The 18255-nt window shown below is 59.1% G+C and carries 12 protein-coding genes; 5 read left to right on the plus strand and 7 right to left on the minus strand.

Annotated elements, in window-relative coordinates:
* Positions 1-2: 2 nt before the first annotated feature.
* The 6 genes from CIK75_RS11060 to CIK75_RS11085 all read right to left on the minus strand — a co-directional run bounded on the left by CIK75_RS11060 (position 3) and on the right by CIK75_RS11085 (position 6099).
* Entirely contained in the window at positions 3-878 is an 876-nt protein-coding gene (locus CIK75_RS11060; RefSeq protein ID WP_086997038.1) for a metal ABC transporter permease, read from the minus strand.
* Positions 875-1615: a metal ABC transporter ATP-binding protein gene (locus tag CIK75_RS11065; protein ID WP_096224239.1), complete on the minus strand. Its 741-nt coding sequence runs from the start codon at positions 1613-1615 to the stop codon at positions 875-877. Before CIK75_RS11065 ends, CIK75_RS11060 begins: the two co-directional genes overlap by 4 nt.
* Positions 1612-2568: a metal ABC transporter substrate-binding protein gene (locus CIK75_RS11070; RefSeq protein WP_096224241.1), complete on the minus strand. Its 957-nt coding sequence runs from the start codon at positions 2566-2568 to the stop codon at positions 1612-1614. The genes CIK75_RS11065 and CIK75_RS11070 overlap by 4 nt, the downstream gene beginning before the upstream one ends.
* An 81-nt stretch (positions 2569-2649) precedes the next feature.
* Positions 2650-3348: a TrkA family potassium uptake protein gene (locus CIK75_RS11075; protein ID WP_241895414.1), complete on the minus strand. Its 699-nt coding sequence runs from the start codon at positions 3346-3348 to the stop codon at positions 2650-2652.
* Positions 3341-4645 (minus strand): potassium transporter TrkG, encoded by a 1305-nt coding sequence (locus CIK75_RS11080; RefSeq protein WP_342744367.1) that lies wholly within the window; start codon positions 4643-4645, stop codon positions 3341-3343. The genes CIK75_RS11075 and CIK75_RS11080 overlap by 8 nt, the downstream gene beginning before the upstream one ends.
* A gap of 224 nt (positions 4646-4869) precedes the next feature.
* The gene (locus CIK75_RS11085) at positions 4870-6099 is read right to left on the minus strand and encodes an MFS transporter (protein WP_096224245.1); all 1230 of its coding nucleotides are present in this window, start codon (positions 6097-6099) and stop codon (positions 4870-4872) included.
* Between the two features lie 103 nt (positions 6100-6202).
* Here CIK75_RS11085 and CIK75_RS11090 point away from each other — a divergent pair, with 103 nt between their 5' ends.
* Entirely contained in the window at positions 6203-7846 is a 1644-nt protein-coding gene (locus tag CIK75_RS11090; RefSeq protein ID WP_096224246.1) for an MFS transporter, read from the plus strand.
* Positions 7847-9084: 1238 nt separating this feature from the next.
* On the opposite strand, the gene CIK75_RS11100 is transcribed toward CIK75_RS11090, so the two are convergent.
* On the minus strand, positions 9085-10767 hold the full coding sequence (locus tag CIK75_RS11100) for an NERD domain-containing protein (protein ID WP_096224250.1): 1683 nt from the start codon (positions 10765-10767) through the stop codon (positions 9085-9087).
* Between the two features lie 331 nt (positions 10768-11098).
* Here CIK75_RS11100 and CIK75_RS11105 point away from each other — a divergent pair, with 331 nt between their 5' ends.
* The 4 genes from CIK75_RS11105 to CIK75_RS11125 are packed head-to-tail and all read left to right on the plus strand — an operon-like array spanning position 11099 to position 17500.
* Positions 11099-13741 carry a Z1 domain-containing protein gene (locus CIK75_RS11105; RefSeq protein WP_143413336.1) on the plus strand — a complete coding sequence of 881 codons (2643 nt, stop codon included), beginning with the start codon at positions 11099-11101 and terminating at the stop codon, positions 13739-13741.
* The gene (locus CIK75_RS11110; protein WP_096224254.1) at positions 13734-14744 is read left to right on the plus strand and encodes a PD-(D/E)XK motif protein; all 1011 of its coding nucleotides are present in this window, start codon (positions 13734-13736) and stop codon (positions 14742-14744) included. Before CIK75_RS11105 ends, CIK75_RS11110 begins: the two co-directional genes overlap by 8 nt.
* The gene (locus CIK75_RS16065; protein ID WP_143413337.1) at positions 14728-16602 is read left to right on the plus strand and encodes a hypothetical protein; all 1875 of its coding nucleotides are present in this window, start codon (positions 14728-14730) and stop codon (positions 16600-16602) included. The genes CIK75_RS11110 and CIK75_RS16065 overlap by 17 nt, the downstream gene beginning before the upstream one ends.
* 1 nt (position 16603) lies before the next feature.
* Positions 16604-17500 carry a hypothetical protein gene (locus tag CIK75_RS11125; RefSeq protein WP_096224260.1) on the plus strand — a complete coding sequence of 299 codons (897 nt, stop codon included), beginning with the start codon at positions 16604-16606 and terminating at the stop codon, positions 17498-17500.
* The last annotated feature ends 755 nt before the right edge of the window (positions 17501-18255 follow it).

Below are 18255 nucleotides of genomic sequence, written 5' to 3' on the forward strand. Positions count from 1 at the left end.
CCTTAGGCCGCGGTGGTCAGCAGCCGTTTGCGGCGCCGTGCAGCCCACCGTTTGCCCAGCAGTCCGTGGCGCGGGCCGAAGAGGTACACCACCGTGAAGGCCGCCCCCTGGGACAGGACCACCATGGCCCCGGAAGCGGTATCGAGGTAGTAGCTCACATACAGTCCGGCCACCGCGCAGACCACGGAAATCAGTGGGGCGAGCACCAGCATCCGGGAGAACCGGTCCGTGAGCAGGTAGGCCGTGGCGCCCGGGATGATGAGCATGGCCACCACGAGCACCACGCCGACCGCCTGCAGGGCCACGACGCAGGTCAGGGCCAGCAGCCCCAAAAGGGCGGCACCGAGCAGGCGGGGGTTCAGCCCGATCGCCTGGGCGTGGGTGGGATCGAAGGCATACAGCGTGAAGTCCCGGCGCTTCAGGAGCAGGACCGCCAGGGTGATGGCCCCCAGGATGCCCACCTGCCACAGCTCCGCCCGGGACACACCGAGCAGGTTGCCGAAGATGATGTGGTTCAGGTCCGTCTGCGAGGGGGTCACCGAGATCAGGGCCAACCCCAAGGCAAAGAGCGTGGTGAACACGATGCCGATCGCCGCATCTTCCTTGACCCGGCTGGTGTCACGCACCACCCCGATCAGGGCGACGGCCAGGAACCCGAAAACGATGGCTCCCAGGGCGAAGGGTGCCCCGACCACGTAGGCCAGGACGACGCCGGGAAGCACCGCATGGGAGACCGCGTCACCCATCAGCGACCAGCCCACCAGCACCAGCCAGCAGGAGAGCACGGCGCAGACGACCGAGGCGATGACGGTGGTGGCCAAGGCGCGGACCATGAAGTCATAGCTCAGCGGTTCGGCGAGGAGTTCGATGAGATTCACGCCAGCACCTCCCGGTCCATGACGTCCAGGCCGAAGGCGCGGGCGAGGTTCTCGGGTTGCAGGACTTCCGCGGGGGAGGCATGCATGAGCACCTTGCGCATCAGTAGCACGGCCTCATCGGCCAGCGCCGGCAAGGCGTGCAGATCGTGGGTGGAGACCAGGACGGTGGCCCCTTCGGCGGCGAGTCCACGCAAGAGGGACGTGATGGTGGCCTCGGTGCGCTTATCGACGCCGGCGAAGGGCTCATCCAACAGCAGGATGGTCGCCCCTTGGGCGATACCCCGGGCCACGAAGGCCCGTTTCTTCTGCCCGCCGGAAAGCTGACCAATCTGCCGGTCGGCAAATTCGGTGAGTTCCACCCGCTCCAGGGCGTCCTGGACCGCGGCGCGGTCCGCGGGCCGTGGCCGGCGGGTGATGCCCATTTGAGCGTAACGGCCCATCATCACCACATCGCGGACGGAAACCGGGAAGGCCCAGTCCACTTCCTCGCTTTGGGGAACATAGCCGATGGTGCCGGCCTTGCGGGCGGCCGAGGGGGCTCCGCCGTTGATCTGCACCGAACCCTGGTCGGGGGTCACCGAACCCATGATCGTTTTGAAGAGCGTGGATTTGCCGGACCCATTCATGCCGACCAGGCCGCAAATGCGGCCCGGCTGCAAGGTCACGGTGGCACGGTCCAGGGCCAGGACCTCCCCGTAGTGGACGGTGGCCTCGCGGACGTCGATCGCGGCGGTCACGAGGTGGCCCCGGTGAGTGCCGAGGAAATGGTGTCGGCGTCATGGCGCAGCAGATCCAGGTAGGTGGGGACCGGTCCTTCGGGCCCGGAGAGCGAGTCGACGTAGAGCGTTCCGCCGAAGTCGGCGTCGGTGGCTTCGACGATCTGCTGCATCGGGGCATCGGAGACCGTGGATTCACAGAACACCGCGGGCACCTGCTGGTCCTTCACGAACTCGATGGCCGCGGCGATCTGGCTGGGCCGGGCCTGCTGTTCGGCATTGACCGCCCAGATGTACTGCTCGGTCATGCCGGCGTCGCGGGCCAGGTAGGAGAAGGCACCCTCGCAGGTGACCAGTGCCCGTTCGTTCTTCGGCAGCGTGGACAGATCGGCTTCGAGATCGTCGCCGACCTGCTGAATCTCGTTTTTGTATTCCTCGGCGTTGGCGAGGAAAGCATCGGCATGTTCGGGGGCGAGTTCCCCGAAGGCCTCGGCCATGTTGTCGACGTACAGCTGGGCGTTGTCGGGGCTCATCCAGGCGTGCGGGTTGGGCAGCCCGGCTTGTTCGTCCTCGCTGATGTCGATGACGTCCACGCCTTCACTGGCCACCATATGGGGGACGTCCAAGTGGTCCACAAATTTTTCGAACCAGGCTTCAAGGTTCATGCCGTTGTCCACGATCAGATCGGCCTTCGAGGCTTTCTTGATATCCCCGGGGGTGGGCTCATAACCATGGATTTCGGCGCCCGGCTTGGTGATCGACTCCACCTGCAGGTGCTCGCCGGCAACATTGGTGGCCAGGTCCGACAGGACGGTGAACGTCGTCAGGACCACGGGCAGGTCGGAGTCGTCGCCACCGGTGGACGAGGCCGCCGCGCTGCAGCTCGTCAGGCCCAGGGTCGCGGCCAACAGGGCGGCGGCGGCAGCGGGGCGGCGCCTACCGGTTTTTGGCCAGAGAAAGTGAGGGATGTGCATATCTGTACTTTACGATCAAGTACTCAGAAAACAAAAGTTTGGAGCACCAAACACTATGTTTTGATGCGGAAGCCGAGAAACTCAGGTACGGGGCAGGCAGAACGCTTCGGTGGCGTCCTTATAGCCCTGGACGATGATCTCGTCCTCCGCATACAGGACTGTTTGGGCCGTGGTGTGCTGCCAGGCGCCATCAGGTCCACGGACTGCGACCACGGTGACCCCGTATTTTTCGCGCAGCCCCAGCACACCCAGCGGCCGGTCCTGAGCAGCTTCCGGCGGGCGGGTCCTGACCATGACGAAGTCATCTTCGATTTCGAGGTAGTCCAGCATGCCACCGCGGACCAGGTGGGCGGTGCGCCGGCCCATATCGTGTTCAGGGCGGATGACATGGGTGATGCCAAGCTGCCCCAGAATTTCGGCATGGGGTTCGGTGATGGCCTTGGCCCAGATCTCGGTGTTGCCGAACTTCACCAGACGCGAGGCAATGAGGATACTGGCCTCGATGTCGTTGCCCACCCCGACCACGACGACGTCAATCTCATCGACCCCGAGCTCGCGCAGGGTCTCCTCGCGGGTGCCATCGGCCCGGACCACGTGGGTGAGCAGCCCATTGAACGACTGGACGGTGTCCTCATCGAGGTCGATGCCCAGGACCTGCGTGCGTTGGGCTTCAAGTTCAAGGGCCAGCGCGCCCCCGAACCTGCCCAGGCCGATGACCGCGACGGTGCGGGCTTTCCGGGGTAGTTGAGGTGGGCGTCCTGCGCGTGGTGACCTAGCCAATGAGCGGCCTTTCCTTGGGGTATTCATAATGCGGTGCGCGGCTGCGCAACGCGAGAGCCGAGGCGAGGGTCACCGGTCCCAGTCGCCCAATGAACATCAGGGCGACGAGGATGAGCTGACCGGCCGGGGGGAGTGCAGCGGTGATCCCGGTGGACAGGCCCACGGTCCCGAACGCTGAGATGACCTCGAAGAGGAGGCGTTCCTGACCGAAATCGCTGAGGAACATCAGCACCATGGTGGAGATGACGATCAGTGCGAGGGCCAGCAGCACCACCGTGATGGCTTGGCGGTGGACCGACCTGGAGAGTCGTTTGCCGAAGATGTTCACGGCGGCCCCGCCCCTGATTTCTGTCCAGAGGATGAAGAACAACACAGCGAAGGTGGTGATCTTCAGGCCGCCCGCCGTGCCTGCAGGCCCGCCGCCGATGAACATCAGGATGTCGGTGCCCATCCACGACACCGGGTGCATCTGGGAAATATCGATGCTGTTGAATCCTGCAGTGCGTGAGACGACCGACTGGAAGAAGGCGGCCAGGAACCGCTGGCCCGTAGGCAATCCTGCGAGGGTGGCCTGATTCGTCCATTCGACCACGGTGAAGAACGCCGTTCCGACCACGAGGAGGAGGGCCGAACCCGAGAGCACGAGCTTGGTGTGCATGCTCCACCGGGCAGGCCGGCGATACTGCCGGCGCAACTCGAACAGGACGGGGAAGCCGAGCCCACCGGTGATGACGGCCGCAGCAATCGGCAGACAGATCCATGGGTCGCCGACGAAACCGCTGAGGCTGTCGGTATAGAGGGCGAATCCGGCGTTGTTGAAGGCAGAGACCGCGTGGAAGATTCCCTCCCACACTGCCCGTGCGGGAGCATAGCCGTAGCCCAGAAAGAATCGAAGCGCCAAGAGCACTGCCACGACCGCCTCGGTCAGCAGGCCGATCTTGAGAACACCGACCAGGACCCGTCCCACATGACCCAATCCCGCGGACTTGGTCTCCTGAGCGACCTGGATTTTGGCCCGCAGGCCCAGCCGCCCGGCCAGCAGGACTCCCAGCAGGGCGCTGAAGGCCATGACGCCGAACCCGCCGATCTGGATCAGGGCCAGGATGACCACCTGGCCGAAGCCGGTCCAATACGTCGGGGTGTCCACGGTGATGAGACCGGTGACGCACACCGACGACGTGGCAGTGAATAAGGCGTCCAGGCCGTCGGCGCCCCCGGGGCCCCGTTTGGAGATCGGGAGCATCAGCAGAAGGGTTCCGATGACCAGCGCGGTGAAGAAACCGGCAACGATCGCCAAGGCCGGCGAATTCGGCCGGTGTCGGTGCAACTGCTCCGCGGTACTCCGGTGGGGACGCCAACGTCGGGTCCATGTCGCGGTTCGAGAAAGGACCGGCGCGGTGACACGGCGTATTCGCCGCTTCCAGCGGGCCCTGAAGTGCATGGATACAAAGTAGCAGCACACCGAGTGCTCCGGAACAGGGGACTCGTCGGTGGTGGCTCAGTGCCGGGGGAGGAGAGTGTCTACGTCCTCGTCTTGCGGGGGAGGACCCCGGCGCAGACGATGACCAGCAGCCCTGCCAGCGGGACGATGAGCAGCCCGGTGGCCAGATTGGTGCGGTCGGCGACGAAACCCACGATCGGTGGGGAAAAGAGGAATCCCACGCGCATCAGCCAGCCCAGGATGGTCAGCCCGGTGCCATGGCGTAGGCCGGGGAGTTCGTCGGCGGCGTGCATGGCTGCCGGGATCAGGGTGGCCATGCCGAAGCCGGAGAGCCCGAACCCGATGATGGTGCCCGGGATGGTCGGGAAGGCCAGCGCCAGTCCCATCCCGACCACGACGATGGCACCCCCGGCGCGGGCCACGAGTCGCTGGCCGAAGGTATCGAAGAGCTGGTCACCGATGAGCCGTCCCACCAGTTGGCAGCCGATGAGGGCCACGAAGCCCAGCGCGGTGACCGGTGCGACGGCGCCGAGGGAATCGTGCAGGTAGATGGCCGACCAGGAGTTGCCGGCATCCTCGATGATCGAGCCGCCCGTGGCGACCAGGACCAGTGCCGCGAGGATCCCGTAGGTGGCCAGCCGGGAGATGCGGGCCCGGGGGATGCCGTCGTCATGCTGGTCCGCGGTGTCCATCCCGGTCGGTTCGGGACCGGGAAGCAGAGTGCGGCGGCAGTAGAGGGCGAGGGCGCTGAAGAGGATGAGTGAGAGCCCCAAATGGATGCCGCGCGGGATATCGAGTCCGGAGGCCGCGGCCCCCATCAGCCCGCCCAGGACCGCGCCCACACTCCAGGCGGCGTGGAAGGAGTTCAGGATCGACCGACCATAGCGGCGTTGAACCCGCAGGCCGTGGGAGTTCTGGGCAACATCGGTGATCGCGTCGGCTGCCCCGGCGATGAACAGTGCGCCGGCGAGCAACGCCCAGCTCGGGGCCAGTCCGGCCAGCAGGATGCCGGTGCCGGTGAGGATCGTGCCAGCTACGGCGACCCTCGAGGAGCGGAAGCGGCGGATCAGGGTGGCCGCCGCCAAGCCGGCAATGAGGGCTCCGAGCGGGAAGGCGGCGACGGCGGCACCGAACTGACCGTTTGAGAGCCCGAGTCCGTCCTTGATGGCCGGATAGCGAGGGAGCAGGTTGGCGAACAGGGCACCGTTGGTCAGGAACAGCAGCGAGACAGCCAGTCGCGCGCGCCGGTCGGTGGTCGAAGGGCCGGTGGCAGTCGCGGTGTCTGCGGTCTCAAGCGGGTCGGGTGTCACGTATCCACCGTAGGCTGTTTTCAGTTCTCACCGCTCTGCATGACGGGGGCACGTAGAGTGCCTGTGACGGTGCACATGGCGCCGAACTTGGGGGTGGGTATTGATGGCACGTCGCGATGACGCGGATCTCGCCAGCGCGCCAACGTTGCTGCGCCGCGAACGCAGGGTGCTCACCAGTGCCACGCTCACTAGCGGCACGGGAACGTTCATCGACTTCGTCCTGCCGCTGTTCGCCGGGGCCGTCCTGGGCCTCTCGGCCTCCCAGACCGGGGTGCTCCTTGCAGTGGACGTGCTGGTGTCCCTGCTCACCCGACCGTTGGCCGGGACCCTGGTTGACCGCGGAGGACGCCTCGGCATCGCGGCAGCAGGCGCAACGACCATCGGTGTCGGCTGCGTGCTCTTCGGGCTGGCCTCCGGGTTGCCTCTGGCGGTGACGGCAGCAGCCGTGTCCGGGGTGGGAGGCGCTTTCCTGTGGGTGGCGATCCGGGCCATCGTGGGCGAACGGTTGGACATAGACTCGGGCGTCTTCGCCCGGTTGCTCTCGGCCGAGGAATACGGCAGCTGGGTCGTGTTCGTTCCGGCGGTCGTCCTGCTCTCGGTGACCAACTATGTTTCGGTGTTCTTCGCGCTGGCCTTCTGTTCCTTCGCAGCAGCCGTGGTGCTGGCCACCTCACCGGGGCGGCGGGTCCTGCCTGCCGTGCCCGTTGAACCTGCTGGCGGTGGGGAGGAAGGAACCGAGAACGATTCCGCAACGGCGTTGACCTCCCTGAATCTGGGTGGGGTGGGTCGGAAGCTACGCCCGATGCTGCTGGCAGTGGTCATCGTCGAGGCCGCGGAGGCCGCCATCAGCCTGCTGATGATTCTGCAGCTGCAGCGTCACTTCGACTTGGAGCCCTTTCAAATCGCCCTGATCTTCCTGCCCGGGGCGATCGCCATGAGTATCCTGCCACCCCTTCTGCACCGTGCCGTCGTCAGGTACGGGCGCCGGAAAATCCTGATCCTCGGTTCAGTGGCCAGTGCGATCTTCGCCGCGGGCCTCGGCTTAGCGCCCACTCCGTTGGTGATCGCTGGGCTGTGGGTGCTCTCCGGGGCCGCCTGGGCGGCCATCATGCCCATCCAGCAGGCGGTCATCGCCGAGGCAGTAGGCCCCCGGCACCTCGGCCGCGGGCTAAGTCTCTACGAAGCCAGCACCCTAGCCGGGGCCATGGTCGGTTCACTGGCGGCAGGATTTTTGTACGACGCCGGATCCTGGCTCATGGCCTGCCTCGTCTTCGCGGTGGTTATCCTCTCCGGGGCGGCATTGGTGCCGGCAGCAGTGCGCCGGCTCGGCGCGGTGGATCAGCCCCGCACTCTTGAGCCGACAGCGCTGGTCCCAACGCCCATCGAGACTCCGGACAACGCAGCGGATGTGGGCCTGGACGCAGAAGACGAAGAGAACGTGGCCTCGGAGGAGGCCAAGCCGGAGAAGAGCCGACGGCAGCTCCTGGTGGACCTGCTCTGGCATACGGCCCTCTTCGGGACCGCCGTCGTCCTCGGGTTGCTCTTCCTGCCCTCGGTGAACCCGGAGGCGCTGGTCGGGATCGGGCAAGAAGCGATCCTCCCGTTCCGTGGGGTCATCCATGCCGTTACCGGGCCATTCGACCTTGTTGCCCTCCTGGCGGCTGCCCTGCGGATCTGGGTCTTCGTCTACGCCGTCGACGTCGTCTGGACGTTGTGGAAGATCTGCTGCAGAAACTCTTTCGACTAGGAACCCGAACTTTAGTGAACGGTCGGGAAAACCTGTCGAAGGAGATCTACCAAGTTCTGTGCCGCCGACGCGTCCAACTGCATGGATTGGCTGCTTTTGGGCACTGATGCCCGGGCCACGGAACCGAACGTGGAGAGGTGGATCAGCTTCTCTTCTAGGGGACCATCGATGACTTGCCAGTAGCAATCGACTTCAGTTGGGTGCCGTTTGACGTTTTGCTTGCCTTGCTGCAAAGAATTGATACGGGCCATTGGCGGGCCTCCAGAATAGTAGTGGGCTTGAACAAAGAGCTGGTTCTTCTTGATTTGCGAAGTGAGGCGTGGACTTCACGTAAGTTCGTTGGCATTGCGAAAGGACACTCCACTATTGGGTCTCAGATCACGACTGGGAACCTTTCAACGGATCACATGTTCAGGACCGCCGACTCCCTCCATCTTCTGCCAATGGATTCGACGTAAGACTGCTCGGCTGACAATGAATCCTTGTTGAATGGGGGAGCCAATGAACAACGCAAGCTCTTTTCCAATGACGTGGGAGATTCTCCGGCTTCCAACTCTGTAAAACTGACTAGCAAATTTTCTGACATCCAACGCGTGAGCTTTGCCTCGTCAGTCGGTGAGAGTCTCGGATGGCTGGACTTGCCGGACCATATGCCTTGATATTCGAAGAGAGACGCCAAAGTTCGTCGGAGGCTTGAACGCGCGCTACTGGCACGATGATGTTTCAGCCGTGTCCTGAGATCCGTTGCTTTCCCGACATACACGATGTCTCCAGGGCATATCGCAGACAGCCCCTCGGGCCAGGAGAGCTCGCTTGGAAATCCGCATAGGAGAAACGCCTTGTAGACTCCGGGCTTCTTAGGAGTCGATTGCAAAGCGGCTTCGGGAGCCAGGAGGGAAGTCCACGAGATAGACGAGCTATAAGTTGGGGATGCCGAAGCACTCAAATCGGAGGCATTCGCACTGGCGGTATTTAGTGCTTTCCTGCTTCTGAGGGTTGATAGATAGTCGCCGACGGTGGACTCATGGACACCCACTTGAGCAGCAATCTTTTTGTAGGATAATCCCTGCTCACGCAGACGCTGAACTTCTGTCATTCTATCTTCTTTTGAAGCGGGCACTTTGGGGCCTTTCCAAAGGTGTTCTGGACTAATGTCGGCAAACTTGGTGAGGATCTCTGCCTGAGCTCTGTGAATCTTGATTGGCAATTGTGAGCTTTCTCAATATGGGCTGGTCTCCTCAAGGTTCAAGCTCCCACTGCTCGGCACCAAGCAACGCAAGTTCCATTTCCCTTCCGCCTGCTTTGATTAGCAGTTCAGGATCGCCGACAATGACCAACAGGCAACGCGCACGGGACAGACCGACGTAGAGACGTTCGGCTGCTCGCTCCATGTCACGGAATCCGTCAACGCAAAGGATCACCACCGAGCGTTCCATCCCCTTGAAACCCAGAACATTGCCGTAGAATTCCGCCTCGTTGCGGTGGAATTCCTGCCAGTATTCGGGAATGGTCTCGTTTTCGAAGTGTTCTTGGTGAATGGGGTGGCGCCGGTTGGTCGTCAGTAGGGCTATTTGGTTATTGGCCCATCCCTCGTCGATGAGGGCATCCAAGCAATCGCTGGCCGTATCTAGAGCACTATCGGTAGTGCTGGGCGCAACACGTACGGGCAAACCGGTACTTGCTCTTGGCTTGAAGTACTCACCGGCGAACGGCCTGAATATCTCCGCGATCTTGCGGGTATTGCGGAGGTTTTCGTCGACGTGAATCGGAACCAAGGGAATGCCTTCTTTGAAGGCTCCTCCGAAACCTTCGCCATCCCACCGGCGATAGACGTCTTGGCGATCGTCCATGAACGCATAGACTTTCCCGTTCAGGGGGTCGTACATCCGAGACAACAAGGCCTCCCACCACAGCGGGGCAAAGTCCTGGGCTTCGTCAACGATGACGGCGTCGAACTTTTCGGACGCAGATATATTCGCAGAAGTTTCGCGCAGGAGACGAGGCATATCGGCGTCGTAGTAGTCTTGGCCGGTTCCGAACGGCACGCCGGCTTTGAGCGCGTACTCGTGGAACTCTCCGGTGAATACTGGCTTGTTCCCGCGCCAACGATTCACCTCGTTCTTCAGGTAGAGCCCAAGTCCCTTGTTGTAGCAAAAGACGCCGACGCGATTGCCTTCCCTGCACAGCTGCTCTGCTTTCCTCAACGCCAGATACGTCTTGCCGCTGCCTGCACCACCGAGGAATCTGACGCGGGGGAGTGAGCGGGTGGCCGAAAGGAGGGTGGCTTGGCGTTCCGTCAGGCTGTTCTGTTCGTCCTCGATTTCGGAGGCGTCACCGGCTACGGTGCGTTGCGTGGCCAGGTCACCTCGGAGATGGACCAATATGCGTTCCAGGAATGATGGAGCCAGACCGGATGCGCCCCCGCCCTCCTGCTCGATGGCAGTGCGTACGCAAGCCGAAAGGTCCTCGGCGAGGTCCATTTGATCGACTACCAGCGAACGCGGCGTCCCTGCCATAGACCAATCTGCTTGAACCTTCGTATAAGGGAAACAAGCCATGTAGGCGAAACGACTGCTGATCTTGGCCCCCAGCTGGCTCTCGAGCCAAGTGGAGAGTGCATGGGAGCTTCCTTGCGACTGGGCGATAGGACTCTGGATACGATGTCCACCCTTGCGGTCGGATTGGATCCATTGGCCGTTCTCGACTCTGACCAGACCACCCTTAACCTCGATGGCAGCCAGTCCGACGTTTGGCCATAGGACGAGAAGGTCGATTTCGTGCTCGGCTGTGCCATTTCGAACTTGAACCGAATGAGCCACGACGACGTCTTCGGGCAACGCGTCGCAGAGTCGCCTCCAGACGGCCTGCTCGGCCTCCTGTCCTAGCCTGAACTCCGGCTCGCTTGGCATGCTCCGTGCCATGTCTTCTCCTCAGCTATGGCTGCCCTGTCTATCACGCTAGCCTGGCCGCAACATAGGTGGTTTGCCAGCGCTTCCACTTGTGCCAAGCCATCTCAGGACGAGGAACGTGGCTTCTGAAACTACGCCCGTATGATCAAAATCAGCTGAGATTCGTTGGCAATTTTGGCTAAGGGGGGCGCCACTCTTTGCCAACGGCAGAATTCTTCGACGAGTTTCTATATTGTTGTGAGTGGCATCATAATATGGGAGCGAGCATCCCGTGGTTGCCTTCGGCAGACGGAGCGCTTGCAGCCAGTCGGTTGTTTTCGTACTGAACAAATGGGGGATTGACTTGAGCGAGCTCACTTTGCAGGCAGAAGCTGCCTTGCAGCAAATTCAGCTGATGACTATGGCGGGCAAGAGCCCAGAGGAAGCAATTTGGCTACTTCACAGCCTCAAGATCGACCCAGAAGTCGTAGAACAAGCGAGCGACGCGTACTTCAAACTCGTTGAAGCTATATACACGCCAGGGATGGGCGATGGCCATGTAATTCAGAACCCTGAATGGAAGCCGTGGTATGACGGCGGGACCTTTGCCAACGGCACATGGGAAGCGCTGAAAGAGCACCTCGAGGGAAACCCGAAGTGGGCTCATACTGTCGAATCCCTCGACGCCACGTCCCAAGCTGTTGTTGCGCGATGCGCTGACCCCCATCAGGCCCGCTCGTCGGTTCGAGGGCTCGTGCTTGGTTACGTCCAGTCCGGCAAGACAGCTAATTTCACCGCGACTATCGCGAAGGCCGCAGACGCCGGCTACCGTCTATTTATCGTGCTGTCGGGTGTCCACAACTCGCTAAGGCGGCAGACTCAAATGCGCCTTGAAGGTCAGATTGTTGGTCTCGACCCGGTCAACTGGATTAGTCTCACCAGCGCCCAATCAGACTTCGGGAATCCTGTCCAAGCCCTCCCTCTAATGGCTGGCAGCAAGTTGAACCTGTTGGCCGTCGTGAAGAAGAACGTTACTCGTCTGACGAAGCTCGTGGAATGGCTTCAGTTGGCCCACGAAAAAGGGGCACTCAACGATTGCCCAATCTTGATAATTGACGACGAGGCAGACCAAGCCAGCGTTAATACAGCCAAGGACGCCGAACTGAACACGTCCGTAATCCACGCCAAACTCAAGCAACTGCTGGATTTCCCCAAAGTGACCTACATCGGATATTCAGCAACGCCATTTGCGAACGTACTCGCAAACCCCAAAGATGTTGACGGGATCTACCCAAAGGATTTCATCTACTCACTCCCCAAACCGTCAGGATACTTTGGCGCGGAAGAGCTGTTCGGCAGGGCGGTGACCGAAGAGGAAGAGCAAGACGAGGACCGTGTCAACGTGATCCGGTACGTTCCCGATGACGAAAGCGCTGGGTACGTGGTGTCGTCGAAGGTGCCATATTCACCGTCGGTGTCCAAGTCGCTAGCGGCTGCCATCCGTTGGTTCGTCATGGCAACGGCGGCGCGCAGAGTTCGCTCAGGCGAGGTGGCCCATTCGAGCATGCTCGTACACACGACTTTCAGAGTCGAGCCTCAGCTGCAATTCGTGCCGGTGATTAAAAAACATCTCAAGGCACTAGCTGCACAATGGTCGAGCGGGGACGTTGAAGAATGGGAAGAACAATGGAACCAGGAGACATCAGCCGAACCGGCAGAAAATCACGGACTCCGTACCATTGGGTTTGGAGACATGTCGCGGACGGTATCAGACGTGCTGGCAGACATTCACGTTCTCGCTGACAATGGTGTTTCAACTGATCGCCTCATCTATGGCGACGAACCAGCGACGGTAATAGCCGTTGGCGGCAACACACTTTCTCGTGGATTGACGCTTGAAGGATTGATTTCGTCGTTCTTCCTCCGCAACACGACGATGTACGATTCGGCTCTCCAAATGGGACGGTGGTTCGGCTATCGGCCCGGATACGCAGATTTGCCAAGAATTTGGACGACGGCAACTATGGCCGAAGACTTCAGATTTCTCTCAGACCTTGAGACATCGATCCGCCAAGACATAGAAGCGTATGGCGACGAGAAAATCTCACCATCAAATTTTGCCGTTCGGCTGATGCTTCACCCGAAAATGCAAGTCACTTCTAGATTGAAGATGCAGTTCGCCATTCCTGCGGAGGCATCTTTTAGCGGCGCCACACCGCAAACGACCTACTTCAGTCATCTCTCCGAGACAACAGTCGCTGATAATTGGTCTGCAGCAGAGAACCTCATTGGGGCTCTGGGGACGGACTCGGCGGTGCACGAGCAGTTCGACAGCGGGACGCTTATAGCTAGGCATGTCCCTGTCGATTTGGTGTTGACGTTTCTTGACGACTACGCATTTCACCCGAATTCCGAGATGGGACACGGAGTCCTCGCCAAGTACATCCGAGCGCAACTCGAGCATAGCTATCTTGAATCTTGGAACGTCGCGGTGATCGGCCGGGCAAATCCCAATGAAGGCAAGCAAGCCACTTTGGGACGTTGGACATTCAATCCCTTCTCGCGTTCGAGGGTTGTACCGGCTAGCGGAGACTATCCCATTCAGACTGCCTATTTGAAAGCCATCACGTCGACGTCCGACTTCTCCGTAGACTTGCCTGTTTCACCGAAGACGAGTGCGAAGATTAGAGACGCACGGGATCAAAGCGCTAGTCCGCTCCTGATCGTGTACCCAATAGACAAGACTTCAAAACCTAAGAAGGATGAACCAAGCGGAACTAGGAAGAATGAGCGCCGAATTGCACTAGATGCAGTAGGTAACTTGGTTGGAGTTGCATTGTCGCTGCCAAGCGCCGCTCCGCGGTCACTGCCGACCGACATGATCCATGTTGAAGTTCCCGAAAAAATGGCCAAGTCAACAGTCGCAAGCGATCAAGACGAGCTTGGCGATTCTTTGCCATACGAGGATACTGAAGGATTTCTGGATGAGGTGAGCCTGGATGCATAGCCCCTACTCGGTTAAGTCAGCGTGGGGAGCCTTGAGTTCAGAGGCCGCCAAAAGCTCTGGACGAGTCCTGTGCCTCGGTCTGGGGAGGCAGGTCGAAGCTGGCGAATGCGTTGCTGCGTTAAGGTCAGATGGTGGCTTCCAAGTATTGGTGCCTCTCGGAGCAGCCGAATCGATTGCAAGTTCGAAAGAAGACGCTCGAATTGCTGTAGTGGTTGAGGAAATTGATTCGATTCGATATGTCGGAGTTACTTGCAAAGAGCCTTCCCTAAACGACGTATTCCTTGTTTTTGCCGGGGATTTGCTCGAGCAATTGCCAAGCTCGGGAAATGCGTCAACGGAAGTTGTCCAGCACGTTGAGCGTTGGCGGTCACTGTTTGCTATGGCAGAAGAGTCCGCAGTCTTGTCGCTGCCCCAGCAATTGGGGCTGCTGGGAGAACTCATGATCTTAGAGCGGATCGTTCAAAATGATCCGGCCCGAAGGACTGATGTATGGAGCGGGCCACTAAAGCATAGACATGACTTTCGTCTGCCTGGATGTGCAATCGAAGCTAAATCAACACTGGCAGCAAATGGCATGCGGGCAAAGATAAACGGGCAGCGACAGCTAGAGGCCGAACCGGACGGAGAACTATTTGTGTCCTTTATGCGTTTCGAATCTGCACATGAAGGAAGGTCTATTCCAGATCAAATCGATCGTATTCGTGACCTCAATGTTGATGGATCGGAGCTAGACAAAAAACTGCTCCAGGCTGGGTATCGTGAAAAGTATCGGGGCATCTACGACAATTCCCGCTTTGCTCTTATCGATAGTTGGTTGTTTGATGTCGAATCAGAGAATTTTCCAAAGTTGGTTCCAGCGGCCTTTGCTGCAGGCAAGTTCCCCGCAGGAATTGAGAACGTCAGCTACACGATCGACCTTGTAGGAGTGGTCGAGGCTGCATTGGACTTAGACGAAGCAGAGTCACTGATGCGACGCATGGCGAAATATGACCATGCCTCTTGACTGGTTTGCCGAACCGCTTTCACCATCCGGCGGTCTCTCGGCAGAAGGATTTTACAAGCTCCTAGGGAAGCCAGATTTAGATCCATTGTCCGTTCTCGTCCGTGAAGCCGCACAGAACAGTTGGGATGCACGACTCGAAAATGGCACTCCGGTAGATTTCGAGATCAGTCTTGGACAGATCTCGAGTGCTGCCAAGAGAGTCCTCCGCGATGATGTATTTTCTTCTCAAGACGCTTCGCCAGAGATGCCTCCGTTTCTTGACTTTTTTCAGGGAGACGTCGATGCGCTCATAATCTCTGATAGGAACACGCATGGATTGGGAGGGCCTCTTCGCGCTGACGAGGTACCAACTGACAACAACAAGGATTGGGCAAATTTCATACTCAATTCTGGTATGCCAAAAAGTGGAGCGCACACTGGTGGATCGTACGGGTTTGGCAAGACGATCACGTTTGTGGCTTCGCAGGTAAGAACTATCGTGGTTAGTACTCGGACTATGCACAACGGAAGCCCTCAGCATCGTTTGATCGCGGCCGCTGTTGGTGAGGGATTCACCCGAGGAGGGCGGCGTTTTACCGGCCGTCATTGGTGGGGTGAGGTAGCTCACGAGGCGATTCTTCCCCTCTTAGATGAAGATGCGGAACATCTTGCTGCAGCGATTGGGATGCCAGCCTTCAAAGACGATGAACTTGGAACTAATATTTTGATCCTTGCGCCAGATTTAGCTGGAAGAACACGTCGACAAGCGATCAATTACATGGCGGACGCCATCTTGTGGAATCTGTGGCCAAAAATCGTGCCGAATGCTTGCGACGAAATTCCAATGAGGTGTTGTTTGAAGCTCGACGGACTGCCTGTCCGACTGCCCAAGCCCGAAGAGCGACCACCTCTCCAACATTTTGTTGATATTTATCAAGCAATGCGACATGACAGGGCTGAGCCCTTGGCCTTTAAGCTTGATTCGATTACGAGGCACTCCAAACGTATCGGCCGGCTAGGCACGGCTGCCTTTGCGACGGAGACGCGCGCGGAAGTTGATGATGGGGCACCCAGCGAACTCAACATTCAGAATTCTGAAAGCGACGAGGATATTCCAAGAGGGGCATCGCCCTTTGCTGACCGAGCAGCTCATCACATTGCCTTACTCCGGACGCCAGAACTAGTCGTCACATACTTAGAAGGTCCAGTGGCAAGCGATCCCGTTCTGGAGTGGGCGGGAGTTTTTCGGGTTGAGGACGATTACGACGAAGTGTTCTCCCACGCAGAACCGTCGACACATGATTCATGGAATTCGGCTGGTATACCCGATCGCGATGAAAGAAACATCGTTCGAAAGGCCTTGTCGGACATCCGACGATGTGCGGAAACACGGTGGTTGCCGGAGGCACGGAGCAACGTCGCTACCGATAGCACAGCACTTATTGCTGACAGGCTGTCGCATATTGTTCTCGGGAGCCCTGGATCCGGCAAAGGCGCCACAGATTCTCCCGGAGGAGCAACGTCCGTGAAGTCGGGCGTAGTCAAGCCTCGCTTGGAACTTATTCAGGCACAGGCTGATGTTGAATTTGGTGTCCATTTGTCTCGTGCTGAGTTTCGGTTGATACCCGGCTCAACTCCCGGACGGACACAATTGAGTATTGAGGTTGGTGTTGCGCTTGGGGCCTCAGACTTCGACTCAGATCTAGACGAGACTTTGACGATTACGAAGCTAACGCTGGATGGTGAGGAGCGCATGACAGATACGCAGAAAATCATTGAGACGCTGACCGCAACAGACCCCGTGTCAGTTGTTCTAGAAGCCACCAATAGCGGGCGCTATGCCATTATGTGGAATGTCGACACTAGCCTGGAGAGCTGACATGAAGCTGGCTACCTTCCCATTTCGGCAACCCGCCCCCGAGTCAGTCAACTTCGATGGCTGGTACTTGTCGGAGGCGGAGTTTGCCGAGAGACTAGCTCCTGAGCTGCAATACTGGGATTTCCGCACCGTGCTGGACCTTCGAGGAACTATTGAGTTCGATATCGGTGAATTACTTTTTGCCAGCCATTTGGATGCCAAAAGTACTCTGGGCGTGTTAGTTTCGGCAACGTCAGAGTCCGCAAACGCGGAGGTTGCTCTGACCAATGACCCAGTTCGTATCCAAGCTGGAACGCAGCTGCCAATACCAATTGAAGTGACTTTGGTCGGAAAGAACTTGTCTAGGACGTGCGCAATCAGCATCGAATTGGTTGTGCTTGATCCTGTCCCAACTTCTCCACTTGGAGCAGAAAGGCCTGGATCGATCCTGTGGTCACATCAGGACAGATTCATTTTGGAAGGTTCCGGGGCGCAATTTCCCACCTATGCCGAAGACTTCTCCTCGAGTCGGCCGTCTCAGGCCAACGCGTTGTGGGAGATTTATATCGACGATTCAGATTTGCAAGCAAATTTTCTTTCCAACGTCCACGTCGTGCTCAACACAGCGCACGCTGAGGTTCGCGATATGTTGAGAGGGTCCGGCTCAAAGGCCACTGTGGCTCTCCAGCGGCACCTCGATTTTGATGTCACCCGACGAATTATTGCGACGGCGCTCGCAACTAAAGAGGTAGTCTCCTCTAATTTAGACTTCGATGATCAGAGCGTCATGGGCGGACTGCGGAGGGCGGTTGCGTTTACTTGGCCGAAAGCGGATATATGTCATTTGGCAGATCTGCGGGGCACCTCGCCGGGATTACTTGAAGCAGAGATTCAACACATGAGAGGCGAGAGTGACTAGTAGCCCCCCGCCAGAAAACTGGCTGTACCCGCGCTTGGACTCTATGCGCGCGCAACAACTCTATGAAGAGTACTGTGAGCTCTCTTTGACCGACTTAAAAAAGCGATCGGAACTCGAACACCCGAATGCTGCACCAGGGGCAGCAGGTGGGATGCCGGTCCCGCCTAGTCAATTAGCCCGACTAAGGGCGGACCTTAGGGAGATTTGTATTGAGTTTGGGTACCCTTGCGAACTTTCGAATCGGTCACAGGCTGAATTTGACCGTGTGTGTGGGACCTATCTCTACGCGAACATGGGGATTGTTCCGGGCGACGCGGCAGAACAAGGCGTCTGGTCTTTCTTGACCTTGACCGTTGTCCCGGAGCTGGGTCCTTGGCGGTTTCCAGCCCGTTCACGAAACCGGATTCTTGGGCACCGACGGAATGTTCTGAGGAGACTATGGCAGCGCGCGCATGTTTTAGGCCCAGACCTTACAGAGGTGCCCGACTTAAACACGCCACTTGCTGAAGACGACTTTTTTCAGATCATGGAGCGAGCCACCGTGTCGAATAACAGAAGGTTGGCAAGAGCAGTTCGCGACGGGATGTGGCGTTTCGAGCAAGAGTATCCGGCCGTCAATCGAAACAAGGCGCTTCGCAAAGCGATTATCCTTATCAGGGCTGAACGAACCTACATTTCAGTTCATGCACTTTCGACATCCGAGTTGGAGTTTCGGGTCGACGTGGCGTTCCGAGAAGCGGGGCAACACGTTTCCA

Source organism: Glutamicibacter sp. BW78 (genome assembly GCF_002332245.1).
In the GTDB taxonomy this organism is placed as follows: Bacteria; Actinomycetota; Actinomycetes; order Actinomycetales; family Micrococcaceae; genus Arthrobacter_H; species Arthrobacter_H rhombi_A.

Bases quoted from the DNA above. Each gene is read 5' to 3' on its own strand.
- CIK75_RS11070 (WP_096224241.1), bottom strand. From the start codon at position 2,568: ATGCACATCCCTCACTTTCTCTGGCCAAAAACCGGTAGGCGCCGCCCC.
- CIK75_RS11090 (WP_096224246.1), top strand. From the start codon at position 6,203: ATGGCACGTCGCGATGACGCGGATCTCGCCAGCGCGCCAACGTTGCTG.
- CIK75_RS11100 (WP_096224250.1), bottom strand. From the start codon at position 10,767: ATGGCACGGAGCATGCCAAGCGAGCCGGAGTTCAGGCTAGGACAGGAG.
- CIK75_RS11110 (WP_096224254.1), top strand. From the start codon at position 13,734: ATGCATAGCCCCTACTCGGTTAAGTCAGCGTGGGGAGCCTTGAGTTCA.
- CIK75_RS16065 (WP_143413337.1), top strand. From the start codon at position 14,728: ATGACCATGCCTCTTGACTGGTTTGCCGAACCGCTTTCACCATCCGGC.
- CIK75_RS11125 (WP_096224260.1), top strand. From the start codon at position 16,604: ATGAAGCTGGCTACCTTCCCATTTCGGCAACCCGCCCCCGAGTCAGTC.